General features: G+C 70.5%; 14 protein-coding genes. 2 read left to right on the top strand and 12 right to left on the bottom strand.

Features of this window, described 5'->3' with window-relative positions; all coding sequences use genetic code 11:
• The 5 genes from I5I_RS16385 to coaA all read right to left on the bottom strand — a co-directional run.
• Positions 1-173 (bottom strand): tRNA (adenosine(37)-N6)-threonylcarbamoyltransferase complex ATPase subunit type 1 TsaE (locus I5I_RS16385; protein ID WP_148285512.1); only part of this gene is annotated, 173 nt, incomplete at its 3' end.
• Between the two features lie 94 nt (positions 174-267).
• Positions 268-1,392, bottom strand: a complete 1,125-nt coding sequence (alr, locus tag I5I_RS08075; protein WP_036318302.1) for an alanine racemase — start codon at positions 1,390-1,392, stop codon at positions 268-270.
• Positions 1,389-1,751: a holo-ACP synthase gene (locus I5I_RS08070; protein WP_036318303.1), complete on the bottom strand. Its 363-nt coding sequence runs from the start codon at positions 1,749-1,751 to the stop codon at positions 1,389-1,391. The genes alr and I5I_RS08070 overlap by 4 nt, the downstream gene beginning before the upstream one ends.
• Before the next feature lie 52 nt (positions 1,752-1,803).
• Positions 1,804-3,654: a glutamine--fructose-6-phosphate transaminase (isomerizing) gene (gene glmS / locus I5I_RS08065; RefSeq protein ID WP_036318301.1), complete on the bottom strand. Its 1,851-nt coding sequence runs from the start codon at positions 3,652-3,654 to the stop codon at positions 1,804-1,806.
• 70 nt (positions 3,655-3,724) lie between these two features.
• Positions 3,725-4,669 carry a type I pantothenate kinase gene (gene coaA, locus I5I_RS08060; RefSeq protein WP_036318300.1) on the bottom strand — a complete coding sequence of 315 codons (945 nt, stop codon included), beginning with the start codon at positions 4,667-4,669 and terminating at the stop codon, positions 3,725-3,727.
• 33 nt (positions 4,670-4,702) lie between these two features.
• Between coaA and I5I_RS08055 the strand changes: the two genes are divergently transcribed.
• Positions 4,703-5,644, top strand: coding sequence for a Ppx/GppA phosphatase family protein (locus I5I_RS08055; RefSeq protein WP_036318299.1), 942 nt, complete (start codon positions 4,703-4,705; stop codon positions 5,642-5,644).
• A gap of 233 nt (positions 5,645-5,877) precedes the next feature.
• On the opposite strand, the gene glmM is transcribed toward I5I_RS08055, so the two are convergent.
• The 5 genes from glmM to I5I_RS08030 form a co-directional block, all read right to left on the bottom strand.
• On the bottom strand, positions 5,878-7,221 hold the full coding sequence (gene glmM, locus I5I_RS08050; RefSeq protein WP_036318298.1) for a phosphoglucosamine mutase: 1,344 nt from the start codon (positions 7,219-7,221) through the stop codon (positions 5,878-5,880).
• A gap of 6 nt (positions 7,222-7,227) precedes the next feature.
• Positions 7,228-7,725, bottom strand: coding sequence for a 30S ribosomal protein S9 (rpsI, locus tag I5I_RS08045; RefSeq protein WP_005050408.1), 498 nt, complete (start codon positions 7,723-7,725; stop codon positions 7,228-7,230).
• A gap of 27 nt (positions 7,726-7,752) precedes the next feature.
• Positions 7,753-8,199: a 50S ribosomal protein L13 gene (gene rplM / locus I5I_RS08040; protein WP_005050409.1), complete on the bottom strand. Its 447-nt coding sequence runs from the start codon at positions 8,197-8,199 to the stop codon at positions 7,753-7,755.
• A 399-nt stretch (positions 8,200-8,598) separates the two neighbouring features.
• Entirely contained in the window at positions 8,599-9,528 is a 930-nt protein-coding gene (locus I5I_RS08035; protein ID WP_036318297.1) for a UTP--glucose-1-phosphate uridylyltransferase, read from the bottom strand.
• Positions 9,529-9,655: 127 nt separating this feature from the next.
• Complete coding sequence (locus I5I_RS08030; RefSeq protein ID WP_036318296.1) at positions 9,656-11,353, bottom strand: ATP-binding protein; 1,698 nt, start codon at positions 11,351-11,353, stop codon at positions 9,656-9,658.
• A 242-nt stretch (positions 11,354-11,595) separates the two neighbouring features.
• On the opposite strand from I5I_RS08030, the gene I5I_RS08025 reads away from it, so the two are divergent.
• A complete protein-coding gene (locus I5I_RS08025; protein WP_239640059.1) occupies positions 11,596-11,967 on the top strand; it encodes a VanZ family protein in 372 nt (123 codons plus the stop codon).
• Between the two features lie 149 nt (positions 11,968-12,116).
• Here I5I_RS08025 and I5I_RS08020 read toward each other — a convergent pair whose 3' ends face one another.
• Positions 12,117-12,812, bottom strand: a complete 696-nt coding sequence (locus I5I_RS08020; RefSeq protein WP_036318294.1) for a response regulator transcription factor — start codon at positions 12,810-12,812, stop codon at positions 12,117-12,119.
• Positions 12,809-13,026, bottom strand: a 218-nt coding sequence (locus tag I5I_RS08015; RefSeq protein ID WP_036318293.1) for a hypothetical protein, incomplete at its 5' end; no start/stop codon positions are given. The genes I5I_RS08015 and I5I_RS08020, both read right to left, overlap by 4 nt.

Genomic DNA, 13,026 nt, shown 5'->3' with positions numbered 1-13,026 from the left:
CCCCCAGCTGGCGGCGATCCGCGCGTCAACGTCGTCTTACCCGCGCCCAGCGGCCCCGTGAGCACGACCAGATCACCGGCGCCCAGCGCGCGGCCGAAAGCCCGACCCAGTTCTTCCATCTCTGCGGGCGAGGCGATCTCGCGCTGCCCGACGAACTCATCCAATCCGCTCATGCGATCACCGTTTCGTCTTCTCTCCGCTGGCGTGCAACACCGCGGACGGGTCGCGGATTCCCGCAGGACGCGGGCGCAGCGCGCATCAGTGAGCTCACGCCGACCCTTCGCGCCGCGGCACGCGCGGACCGACGCGCGTAACGATCTCGTAGTTGATCGTGCCGGCGGCATCCGCCCACACCTCCACCGGCGGCGCCCCGAGCGTCGGGTCGCCGAACAGCACCGCCTCCTCGCCCACGGCGACCGGGTGGTCGCCGACGTCGACGACGAACTGGTCCATCGCGATGCGGCCGGCGACGGGGAAGACCTCCCCGCCGATGCGGACGGCGCCGCCGCCGGACGCCGCGCGCGGCACACCGTCGGCATACCCTGCCGGAATCAGCGCGAGCGTGGTCGCCTGCGTCGTGCGGTAGGCGTAGCCGTACGAGACGCCCTGGCCGGCGGGCACGCGGCGCACCGCCGCGACCGCAGCACGCAGGGTCATCGCCGGCCGCAGGCCCAGTTCGGCGGACGTGCGGTCGGCGAACGGCGACAGCCCGTAGATCGCGATACCGAGCCGCACGCACCCGAAGCGCGACTCGGGCAGGGCGATGGCCGCGTGCGAGGCGGCGATGTGCCGCAGCTGCGGAGCGAGACCGTGGGATGCCGCGAGCGCGAGCCCGTCCGTGAAACGTTCGATCGCGGCGCGGTCGTCGGCGGAGGACGTGTTGGAGAGATGACTGAAGATGCCCACGACCCGCAGGCGCCCGATGCGCTCGAGGCGGGCCGCTTCGGCGAAGGCGACCGCGTAGTCGGCGGGGGCGAGCCCGTTGCGGCCGAGACCCGTCTCGATCTTCAGGTGCACGCCCACGGGGCGATCCCCCGTCGCCGCCGCGGCGGCGGCCTGCAGCTGGTCGAGGCTGGAGACGCCGAGCTCGATGCCGCGGGCGGCGGCTTCGGCGAAGCGGGCTCCGGGTGCGTGCAGCCAGGCGACGAGGGGGGCATCGATGCCGGCACGGCGCAGGGCCAGCGCCTCGTCGATGTCGGAGACGCCGATGCGGCGCGCACCGCCCTCCAGTGCCGCGCGGGCCGCCCGCACGGCGCCGTGCCCGTACCCGTCTGCCTTGACGACGGCGATGATCTCGGATGCCGTGAGCTGTCGCAGATGCCGCACGTTCGCGGTGATCGCGGAGGTGTCGATGACGGCTTCGCGCAGCACGCCCTCGGGGAGTCTGCTCATGCGCTCTCCTGCGACTCGGCGATGACGTACGCGGTCGCCAGGCCCGCGTCATGACTGAGGGACAGGTGGAGGGCGCCGATGCCGCGCGCGGCGACGGTCGCCGCCGTCTCGCCGGTGAGTGCGAAGACGGGCCGACCGGACGGCTCGCTCGCGACCTCGATGTCGGTCCAGTGCACGCCGTCCGACCCGCCGAGAGCCTTGATCAGCGCTTCTTTGGCGGCGTAGCGGGCGGCCAGCGAGTGCGGTCGGAGGGCGCGCTCCGTCGGCGCGAAGAGCCGCTCGAGCAGCCGAGGCGTGCGCTGCAGCGACCGCTCGAAGCGCGGGATGTCGACGAGGTCGACGCCGATTCCGATGATCACGGCATCCACCCCCTCCGCACGCGCGCCCCCGCCAGCCTACCTGCGGCGGCGATTACTCGACGGTGACGGACTTCGCGAGGTTGCGCGGCTGATCGACGTCCAGGCCCTTCGCGGTGGCGAGGCCCATGGCGAAGATGTGCAGCGGCACGACGGCCAGGAGCGGCTCGAACAGGGGGCCGGCCAGCGGGATGCGCAGCACCTCGTCGGCGAACGGCAGCACGGCGGCGTCGCCCTCTTCGGCGACGGCGATGACGCGGGCGCCTCGGGCGCGGATCTCCTGGATGTTGGAGACGACCTTCTTGTGCAGCTCCGCCGATTCGCGCGGAGAGGGCACGATGACGAAGACCGGCTGACCGGGTTCGATCAGGGCGATCGGGCCGTGCTTGAGCTCGCCGGCGGCGAATCCCTCCGCGTGGATGTAGCTGATCTCCTTGAGCTTGAGCGCACCCTCCAGAGCGATCGGGTAGCCCACGTGGCGCCCCAGGAACAGCACCGACTGGGTGTCGGCCATCCAGTGGGAGAACTGCTCGATGTGCGTCTGCTCCTCCGCGAGCACCCGCTGGATCTTGGCGGGGATCGCCTCGAGCTCGCGCACGTGCGTCGCTTGCTCGGCCACGGAGATCGTGCCGCGAAGACGCGCGACGTGCAGGGCCAGCAGGTACAGCGCGGTGATCTGGGCGACGAAGGCCTTCGTGGAGGCGACGGCCACCTCGGGCCCGGCGTGCGTGTAGATCACGGCATCCGACTCGCGGGGGATGGTCGCTCCCTGCGTGTTGCAGATCGACAGCGTCTTGGCGCCCTGCTCGCGGGCGTACTTGACGGCCATCAGGGTGTCCATCGTCTCACCCGACTGACTGATCGAGACGACCAGCGTGTCCTCGCCGATGACCGGGTCGCGGTAGCGGAACTCGTGCGCGAGCTCCACATCGACGGGGATGCGGGTCCACTGCTCGAGTGCGTACTTGCCGGTCTGCCCGGCGTAGGCGGCGGTGCCGCACGCGATCACGACGATGCGACGGATGCCGGTGAACAGCTCGTCCAGCCCCTCGAGCTCGGGAATGGTCACGGTGCCGTCGTGCAGGCGTCCACGGATGGTGTTCGCGACCGCGTCGGGCTCCTCGGAGACCTCCTTGGCCATGAACGAGGACCAGCCGCCCTTCTCGGCCGCCGACGCGTCCCAGACAACCTCGAACGGCTCGACCTCGACGGGGGCGCCGGTGAAGTCGGTCACCTCGACGCCGGCGGGTGTGATCGCGACGATCTCATCCTGACCGATCGCGAGCGCGTGGCGGGTGTGCTCGACGAAGGCGGCGACGTCGGAGCCGAGGAAGTTCTCTCCCTCACCGAGACCGATGACGAGGGGGGAGTTGCGGCGGGCGCCCACGACCAGCCCGGGCTGGTCGCGGTGCATCGCCAGGAGGGTGAAAGCGCCCTCCAGACGGGCCACGACGGTGCGGAAGGCGGCGACGAGATCGCCGGAGGCCCGATACTCGCGGCCGAGGAGGACCGCGGCGACCTCGGTGTCGGTCTCGGAGCGGAACGTGTACCCCTCGCTGAGCAGCTCGGCCTTCAGCTCCGAGAAGTTCTCGATGATGCCGTTGTGGATGACGGCGAGCTTGTCGTCGTCGGCGAGGTGGGGGTGCGCGTTGGCGTCGGTCGGACCCCCGTGGGTGGCCCACCGCGTGTGACCGATCCCGGTCGTGCCGTCGGGCATCGGGTGGGCGGCGAGATCGTCGCGCAGCACCTGCAGCTTGCCCGCACGCTTGCGCATGTCGAGGTCACCGCCGCCGTCGATCACGGCGATGCCGGCCGAGTCGTAGCCGCGGTACTCGAGGCGGGCGAGCCCGGACAGGAGGATGGCCTGGCTGTCGCGAGGACCTACGTAACCGACGATTCCACACATAGGGTCAATGCTAGATGTGGGCTTTTGCTCGGAGCCCTGACAAACGCCGTGAATTCGGCGGACGTCGCCGTCAGAGCTTGCGCAGGCGCACCGACTCCACCGCGTGCGCCGCCGCCTTCTTCAGCACGAGGGTGGCGCGGTGACGCGTGGGCGCCACGTTCTCGCGGAGGTTGGGCAGGTTGATCTCGTTCCAGTAGCCGAGGGCCGTCGTGACGGCCTCCTCGTCGGAGAGGTCGGCGAACACGTTGAAGAACGAGTTCGGGTTGCTGAACGCCCCGCGGCGCAGGGCGAGGAAACGGTCGACGTACCACTGGGCGATGTCGGCTTCGTCGGCATCCACGTAGATCGAGAAGTCGAAGAGGTCGCTGACGGCGACGTCGTGGGGCGACGGCGGGGGCGAGAGCACGTTCAGGCCCTCGACGATGACGACGTCGGGGCGACGGACCGTGACATGCGCATCGGGGACGATGTCGTAGCGGACGTGCGAGTAGAACGGGGCGCGCACCTCCGCGGCGCCGGATTTGACCTCGGTGAGAAAGCTGACCAGTGCGCGGCGGTCGTACGACTCCGGAAAGCCCTTGCGCTCCATGAGGCCGCGGCGCTCGAGCTCCGCGTTCGAGTAGAGGAAGCCGTCGGTGGTGACCAGTTCCACCCGGGGCGTTCCCGGCCACCGGCTCATCAGCTCGCGCAGCAGCCGTGCGATGGTGGACTTTCCGACCGCGACCGACCCGGCGACGGCGACCACGAACGGCGTGGTCGAGTCGGCTTCGCCGAGGAAGGCGGCGGTCTCGGCGCCGAGGCGCTGGGTGTTCTCGGCGTAGGTGCTCAGCAGCCGGCTCAGCGGCAGATAGACCTCGCGCACCTCGGTGAGATCCAGCCGATCGCCGATACCGCGCAGCTGCACGACCTCGGTCTCGGTGAGCGGAGCGGGGATGCCGGCAGCCAGGCGTGCCCAGTCTGCGCGCCCGATCTCGCGGTACAGCGAGTCGATCGTCGTCTCGTCTTCGGTGGACATCGGGCCCACTCTATCTGTGGATACGCTGAACCCATGCGTCTCGGAGTCCTCGATATCGGCTCGAACACCGTCCACCTGCTCGTCGCCGATGTTCATCCCGGCGGGCGTCCGCAGGCCACGACGAGCCAGCGCACGGTGCTGCGTCTCATGCGCTATCTCGAGCCCGACGGCGCGATCAGCGAGGCGGGTGTGGAGGCGCTCGTGGATGCCGTCGCGCAGGCCCGCGCCGTCGCCCAGGCGGAGAACGTCGTCGAGCTGCTGGCGACCGCGACCAGCGCGGTGCGCGAGGCCACGAACGGGGCCGACGTGATCGCGCGGATCGAGACGACCCTCGGCCAGGAACTGCAGGTGCTGGGCGGCGAGTCGGAGGCGCGGTTCACGTTTCTCGCGGTGCGCCGCTGGTTCGGCTGGTCGGCGGGGCAGATCCTGCTCTTCGACATCGGCGGCGGATCGCTGGAGATCGCCGCCGGCGCGGACGAGCTGCCCGACGTGGCCGCATCGGTCCCTCTCGGCGCGGGAAGGACGACGGTGGAGTTCCTTCCCCACGACCCGCCCGGCGAAGACGCCGTGGAGGTGCTGCGCGAGCACGCGCGGGGTGTGCTCGCGCCCGTCGCCGCGCGCATGTCCGGTCAGCCGCGACCGAACCACGTCGTCGGCTCCTCGAAGGCCATCCGGTCGCTGGCCAAGCTCGCCGGCTACCCCGTTCCGGGGTGGAGCGGCAGCGAGCGGATGCTGCTTCCCCGCGGAGCGCTGGGCTCGTGGATTCCGCGGCTGGCACGTATCCCGGCATCCGCCCGTCAGGAGCTGCCCGGCATCACCGCCGACCGCACCTTCCAGATCGTCGCGGCCGCCGTGGTGCTGCACACGGCCATGACGGCGCTCGACGTCGACGAACTCGAGGTGAGCCCCTGGGCGCTGCGCGAAGGCGTGCTGCTGCGGTACATCGAGTCGCTGAGCTGGCAGGAACCGGCCTGAGCGTCGCCGGCGGCCGGTCGAGGGGAGCAGCCCCTCCGTCGGGGGGGTGCGTCGGGGGGAACGCTGACGGAGGGGCCGCGCACCCCAGTCGTCATGCCCGCAGAGCCCCGATCCTGTCGGGTCAGGGCTCGGGGATGGGTAGTGAGTGCAGGCTCAGGCTAGGGCGCCGCGCGAGCGCAGCGCCAGAGCGCCGGCAACGTTTTACCGGCGCGTAATCTGCGACGATCGCCGCCTCAGCCGCGGACGATGTCGGCGAGCTCTTCGGCGATGCGCTGCGCATCGCCCTGCGAGGCGGCCTCGACCATGACGCGCACCATCGGCTCGGTTCCCGAGGGGCGCAGCAGCACGCGCCCGCTGTCGCCAAGGGCCGCTTCGGCGACCTGCACGCCGGCGAGGACGTCGGCGTCGGTCGCGCGGGAACGCTCGACCCCGCGCACGTTGATCAGCACCTGGGGGAAGACGGTCATGACCGACGCCAGATCGGCCAGCGAACGCCCCGTCCGCGCCATCTCGGCGCACAGGTGCAGCCCGGTGAGCACACCGTCGCCGGTCGTGGCGTAGCGGCTCATGATGACGTGGCCGCTCTGCTCGCCGCCGAGGGAGAAGCCGCCCTCGTTCATCCGCTCGAGCACGTACCGGTCACCGACCGCGGTCTGCTCGACGGTGATGCCCTGGGCGGCCATCGCGCGGTGCAGGCCGAGGTTGCTCATGACGGTCGCCACCAGCGTGTCGTTCTTGAGCCGCCCGTCGCGCTTCATCGCGACGGCGAGGATCGCCATGATCTGGTCGCCGTCGATCACGCGCCCGTCGGCGTCGACCGCCAGGCACCGGTCGGCGTCGCCGTCGTGCGCGATGCCGACGTCGGCGCCGGTGCGCACGACCTCGGCCGACAGCTTCTCGAGGTGCGTCGATCCGTAGCCGTCGTTGATGTTGACGCCGTCGGGATCGGCGCCGATGACCGTCACCTTCGCCCCGGCGTTGCGGAACGTCTCGGGAGAGACACCGGATGCCGCGCCGTGCGCGCAGTCCAGCACGACGTGCAGCCCATCCAGGCGGTGCGGCAGGGACGCGAGCAGGTGGATCGCGTAGCGGTCTTCGGCATCCGAGAAGCGCACCACGCGGCCGACGTCGCCACCGGTGGGACGCAGCTTCTCCCCCGCCATCGCCTCTTCGATGCGTCGCTCGACCTCGTCGGGGAGCTTGACGCCGCCGCGGGCGAAGATCTTGATGCCGTTGTCGGGGGCAGGATTGTGGGATGCCGAGATCATGACGCCGAAGTCGGCGTCGATGTCACCGATGAGGTAGGCAGCCGCCGGCGTGGGCAGCGTTCCCGCGTCGAGGACGTCGACGCCCGACGAGGCGAGCCCCGCTTCGACGGCCGCCGACAGGAACTGACCGGACACGCGAGGATCGCGCGCGATCACGGCGGTGAGCCGCTTGCCCGCGGCCTTTCGCGCCTCGGCGATACGGCCCTGGCCCAGGACGACGGCAGTCGCCTGGGCCAGGGTGAGCGCGAGGTCGGCGGTGAGGGGGCCGTTGGCCAGGCCCCGCACACCGTCCGTCCCGAACAGCGCCATGAAGCTTTAGCGCTTCGAGTACTGCGGAGCCTTGCGGGCCTTCTTGAGACCGGCCTTCTTGCGCTCCTTGACGCGGGCGTCGCGCGAGAGGAAGCCGGCCTTCTTGAGGGTCGGGCGGTTGTTCTCGGCGTCGATCTCGTTCAGCGCGCGGGCGATGCCCAGGCGCAGCGCACCGGCCTGACCCGAGGGGCCGCCGCCGGAGATGCGCGCGATGACGTCGTAGCCACCCGCGAGGTCGAGCACCGTGAACGGGTCGTTGATGAGCTGCTGGTGCAGCTTGTTGGGGAAGTAGTCCTCGAGCGTGCGGCCGTTCACCGTGATGGTGCCGGAGCCGGGGATGAGGCGGACGCGCGCGATGGCCTGCTTGCGGCGGCCGACGGCGGCACCGGGAACCGACAGCACCGGGCGGGGCGCGGCAGCGGCCTCGACCGGAGCGCTCTCGGTGGTGTAGCTCTCCGCGTTGTCGAGGGTGTTCTCTTCGATGGAGTCAGCGATCTTCGCCATGAGTTGTCCTTATGTCTCTCGGCGCGCTTACTGAGCGACCTGGCCGAAGGTGTACGGGGTGGGCTGCTGGGCCGCGTGCGGGTGCTCGGCGCCCACGTAGACCTTCAGCTTCGACAGCTGCTGGCGACCCAGGCTGTTCTTGGGGAGCATGCCGCGGATCGCCTTCTCGACGGCGCGGACCGGGTTCTTCTCGAGGAGCTCGGCGTACGAGGTGGCCGTGAGCCCGCCCGGGTAGCCCGAGTGGCGGTAGGCCATCTTCTTCTGGAGCTTCTGACCCGTGAGGGCGACCTTCTCGGCGTTGACGACGATGACGAAGTCACCGGTGTCCATGTGGTTCGCGAAGGTGGGCTTGTGCTTGCCGCGGAGGATGGCGGCGGCGTGCGAGGCGAGGCGTCCGAGAACGACGTCGGTCGCGTCGATGACGACCCACTCGCGGGTCACTTCACCGGCCTTGGGGGTGTAGGTGCGCGTCACAGTAGTGCTGCTTTCTTGATTCGAACGGAGAGGTTCGTGAATCCCGCTCCGGGGTGGTTCGCTGCGCGGGTACGAGATCCGCGGAGGTGAACACGCCAGTGGAGGGCTCACGTTCGTGGCGTCGGCCGCAGGCAGCACGAGCACCAAAGGGAAAGTCTACGCTACGCGGTCATCACCGCCAAACCCGTCGAGACGACGCGGGCACGGCGGCTCGATACGTGCCGTGAAAAAGGGCGACCGAGGAGCCGAAGGGATACTCCGGCTCCTCGGTCGCGGCGGCCGCACGCGGGGGGTCGGCGACCGCCAACCGGTCGTGTGGGGACACTACCGGGGGTTGGGGGGACAGGCTCTGCAGGCGAAGCTCACCGTTCCTGTGTTGTCGGTACCAGACTACCGGGATCAGGCCGTCTCCACCGCAGGCGGAGCCGGAGAAACGGCCGTCTCGTCGAGGCCGGCGGCGAACTGTTTGATCCACGGACGCAGCTCGGGCCCGAGGTCGTCGCGGTCGCAGGCGAGCTGCAGGATCGCCTTGATGTAGTCGACCCGGTCGCCGGTGTCGTAGCGGCGTCCGCTGAAGACGACGCCGTACACGCCGGGCCCATCCGGATCGGCCGCGAGTTCACGGAGGGCATCGGTGAGCTGGATCTCGCCGCCCTTGCCGGGCTCGGTGTGCGCGAGCACTCCGAACACCTCCGGACCCAGGACGTAGCGGCCGATGACAGCGAGGTGGGAGGGGGCATCCTCGCGGGTGGGCTTCTCGACGAGGTCGAGGATGCGGACCGATCCGTCGTCGCCGCGAGCTCCGACGGTGGCGACGCCGTAGAGATGGACCTGTTCGGGATCGACCTCCATGAGCGCGACGACGGCACCGCCGGTGCGCTCGTGGACCGCGAGCATGGTCGGAAGGAGCGGGTCGCGCTCATCGATGAGGTCGTCGCCGAGCATGACGACGAACGAGGAGTCGCCGACGTACGAGGCCGCTCGCGACACGGCGTGCCCGAGCCCCCGCGGTTCGCCCTGGCGGGTGATGTGGATGTCGGCGAGCTGCGACGAGTGGGCGACCTTGCCGAGCTTGGCGGTGTCGCCCTTCGTCGTCAGCGCCGTCTCGAGCTCGGGGACCGAGTCGAAATGGTTGGCGATGTTGTTCTTGTTGCGGCCGACGATGATGAGCACGTCGCGGATGCCGGCGGCCACCGCCTCTTCGACGACGTACTGAATGGCCGGCTTGTCGACGACGGGCAGCATCTCTTTGGGCATCGCCTTGGTGGCGGGAAGGAACCTCGTGCCGAGACCCGCTGCGGGGATGACGGCCTTGTAACGAATGGACATGCGATCTCCTGCGGGGCGTGAAGGGGGGTCTGCTCCGAGGCGTCCGAGGACGCGCGCGTAGGGCGAGCATAGCGCCCGCAGAGGATCGCTCTGTGTCGGCCGGGCGACGGCCAGATGACGTGCGGACTCAGGCGGGGGCCGCGATCAGGGTCGCCGGCAGGGTCGACTCGAGCACGACGTCGCGCCCGTCCTGATAGAGAAGCGTTCGTCCCGCGAAGGGCCGCACGGGCATGACCGCGCGAGGCAGCTCACCGGCCGATGCGACGCGCACGTGGAGGTCTCCCCCGGCATCCGTGGAGATGTCGATCCGCGCCGCGCGCGCACCGGAGTGCTTGACCGCGTTGACGAGGGCCTCGTTGACGACTTCCGAGACGATGGGGGCAGCCTCGGCACCGTCCACGGCCGACGCCGCGGCGTCGTCGATGCGGGTCTCCAGCACCATGATCGGCTCCCACCCCGCCAGCATCCGCCGCAAGGCGCCCACCGTCTCGATCTCCGACGTCGGCACGGGCACGAGCACCTCGTCGAGCGCCCGGTCGGTCTCGACACGGAACTGCGCGATGTCGTCGGCCGTCGGCGGATTCTCGTCGACGCGAGCGGCGAAGATCACGCAGCGCCCCTGCACGCGCCCATGGAGGGTGGATGCCGCGTGCAGCAACGGAGCCTGCGCTCGCCGCACGCGGTCGGCGAAGTCACCCGCCGCACGGGCGAGCTCTCGGGTGGCATCGGCCTCGTCGGTGCGCGCCCAGCGATACGTGTCGATCGCGAGGGAGAGCACGATGGCCGCGAGCGGCATGGCGAACGCCGGGATGATCATCAGCGCCCCGGTCGCCGGGAGCAGGAGACGTCCCACGACGGCGGACGTCATTCCCGCCAACGTCCACACGAGGAGGAAGATCACGCCTCGGCCACGTCGGGTGTGGATCGGCGCCGCGCGCAGCACGGCGCCGGCAGCCAGATCGAGCAGGAAGACGGCGACGCCGGCGATGACGACATCGGAGACGTCTCCCACCGTCAGCAGATACGGCGCAGCCATGAGCAGGTAGAGCGCCCCGACCCACAGCAGCGGCGTCGGCTGGAGCCGCTCGAGCCCGTGACGGTGCCGGGCGGCGCGCGACCGCGGCACCCACAGCGCGGGAACCGGCGCACTGGCGGCGGCCATCTCCTCCAGGCGGTGGCTCGCGGCGCGCACGCGTTCGGAGAAGTCGCGCACGGCGTCGAAGTCGATCACGCGCGCCAGCATGGCGTCGCGCTCGGCCCGAAGCTCCGCGACGAGGCCGCGGATGACCAGACGTGCGTCACGGTCGTCGGTGACGACCTGCTCGGTTGCGGCATCCAAGCGGCCCAGAGCGTGGGCAAGACGGTCGGCGGTCGCACGGGTCTGCTGGTACTGAGTGGTGATGATCGCGACGAGGGTGAACAGACCGAAAGCCACGATGACGTTGGTGCCGATGCGCGCCGCCCACACGCCGCCGGAGCGGCCGTTGTAGAGGAGGTGGATGAACGTCTCGTTGAGGATCGGACGCGCGGTCGCGACGAGCAGCAGCGTGACGGTGACGAGGAGCGCACGAGAGCGGTGATCGCGCATTCGGCGTTCGGCGGCGGCCACGGCGAGAACGGCAAGGGCGAGGACGACCCAGCTGAGCACAGCCGCGGCAATGCCTTGCACATAGCCGTCACGGGTGCCCTCGACGATGGCGACGAGCAGAAGCGCCGAAACGGGCAGCGACACGACCGCGCTCCAGCGCGTGAAGAAGCGGCCACTTCCGGCGGTGTCCCAGTACGCTGACACCACGTTGATCGCGCGCGGCTCCCGCCGGGCCATCAGCTCAACCCCACCATTCCTACCCCCAAGTAGTAGTCAGTGTAACCATTCGTCTACATAGAGGGGAGAGGGAATTCCTTATAATCCGCCCGTATTCTCGTCGCGACGGGGCGACCCGGTAGAAGGGAAGCCCGATGACGAAAGAGGCTGGTTCTCCCCCACTCGGTGGGCGTCTCACGCCGACCTGGCAGACGCGACTGACGCGGTGGGGGCGAAGTGCCCGGGCATGGTTGTCAGCGTACGTGATCGCGCTCGCGCTGATCGCGTTCTGGCCGGTTCCCGTCGACTCCGGGGCCGGGCCACTGCTGCGAGCGGTGACGCGGGTCTTTCCGCTGCTGACCTACGCACGGATCGAGTTCGGCGCGAACATCCTGCTGTTCGTGCCGCTGGGTTTCCTTCTGACGCTGATTCTCGCGCGCGATCGGTGGCTGGTGATGCCGATTGCGTTCCTGACGACCGTCACGATCGAGACCGGCCAGGCCATCGCGCTGGCCGCGCGCACGCCGAGCGTGCTCGACATCGTCGCCAACACGGCGGGGGCCTGCCTCGGCATCGTGCTCGCCGTCTTCGCGGAGACGCTCGCCCGGGCGCGCACCGAACCTCCGACGACCTGAGCACTGGCACGCCGCGGAGGGATGCGGTCGCCCTGCGCCAGCCCCCCGGCAGGGGCAGGGCGACCGCCTTCCATTGGTGACATCTGGGGTTCGTCACCGCATGGGGATGGGGCACGCCCATCATCGACCACCCGAGGCGGCTCGTGGGGCTAGATGAGAGGAATCTCACCCATCGCGGTCTCGCGCTCGGCTCCCCCGTGCGCGAGATAGGCGCGCACGGCATCGACTCTGGCATTGCGTGCGGGGTCGGACCCCACGCCGAGCACGGCGTACGCCGCCCGCAGATGCGCTTCGACCGAGCGGGGCGAAAGGGCCAGTCGCCGGGCGATCGCCGTGTTGCTGAGACCCTCGGCGACGAGGGAGAGCACCTCGCGCTGGCGGGCGCTGAGGCGGCACAGCGGGCTCTCGCGCCATTCGACGCTCTCCGCCCGGATGGCGGGATCGAGCACGCGGCGTCCGGCGGCGACCGACGTGAGGGCGTACACGAGAGCCGGGGACGTGAGCGAGAGGTTCTTGGAGAGCACGGCCCAGCCGGCCGCGTCTTCCGCCGGCACGCGGCGCAGAAGATCCCGCGTCTCTGGCGCCGCCAGCACGACGATGCCGAGGCGGCTCGATCGGGCACGCAGAGCTTCGCCGAGCGGCACCCCGCCGCCGTCGGGAACGTGCGGGCCGATGAGGGCCACATCGATCGCGCGTTCGGTCGCCTCGATCGCCGCGCGGGCCGAGTCGCACAGCGCGACGGCACGCATGCCCGGTTGCTGATCGATGAGACGCGCGAGGAGATCGCGAAGGAGGGGTTGCCCTTCCACGACGAGCACGCGCACCGAGCGCGGCCGGTCGGTCACGCCCGGCTGGTGGCGTCGCCGCCGCGGTGCGTGGTGGTCGCGAGGTAGCGGGCGACGGAGATGTCGCGGCCGGCGAGACCGGCCGCGCGGCCGGTGATGCGACTCCAGAGGCTGGGGGCGACCCGCACCATCGTGATGCCCTCGGCGCGCAGCTGGCGAGCCGTGGGCGGATCGAGGTAACGGCGCGAGGGCGCGGGCTGCCAGTGCGCGTGAC

The sequence above is a fragment of the Microbacterium sp. B24 genome (assembly GCF_000333415.1).
Taxonomy (GTDB): Bacteria; Actinomycetota; Actinomycetes; order Actinomycetales; family Microbacteriaceae; genus Microbacterium.
The sequence above is the reverse complement of the archived record's forward strand: the minus strand, read 5'-3'. Positions and strand labels throughout refer to the sequence as shown.

Bases quoted from the DNA above. Each gene is read 5' to 3' on its own strand.
- I5I_RS08030 (WP_036318296.1), bottom strand. From the start codon at position 11,353: ATGGCCCGGCGGGAGCCGCGCGCGATCAACGTGGTGTCAGCGTACTGG.
- alr (WP_036318302.1), bottom strand. From the start codon at position 1,392: ATGAGCAGACTCCCCGAGGGCGTGCTGCGCGAAGCCGTCATCGACACC.
- coaA (WP_036318300.1), bottom strand. From the start codon at position 4,669: ATGTCCACCGAAGACGAGACGACGATCGACTCGCTGTACCGCGAGATC.
- I5I_RS08055 (WP_036318299.1), top strand. From the start codon at position 4,703: ATGCGTCTCGGAGTCCTCGATATCGGCTCGAACACCGTCCACCTGCTC.
- glmS (WP_036318301.1), bottom strand. From the start codon at position 3,654: ATGTGTGGAATCGTCGGTTACGTAGGTCCTCGCGACAGCCAGGCCATC.
- I5I_RS08035 (WP_036318297.1), bottom strand. From the start codon at position 9,528: ATGTCCATTCGTTACAAGGCCGTCATCCCCGCAGCGGGTCTCGGCACG.
- glmM (WP_036318298.1), bottom strand. From the start codon at position 7,221: ATGGCGCTGTTCGGGACGGACGGTGTGCGGGGCCTGGCCAACGGCCCC.
- rpsI (WP_005050408.1), bottom strand. From the start codon at position 7,725: ATGGCGAAGATCGCTGACTCCATCGAAGAGAACACCCTCGACAACGCG.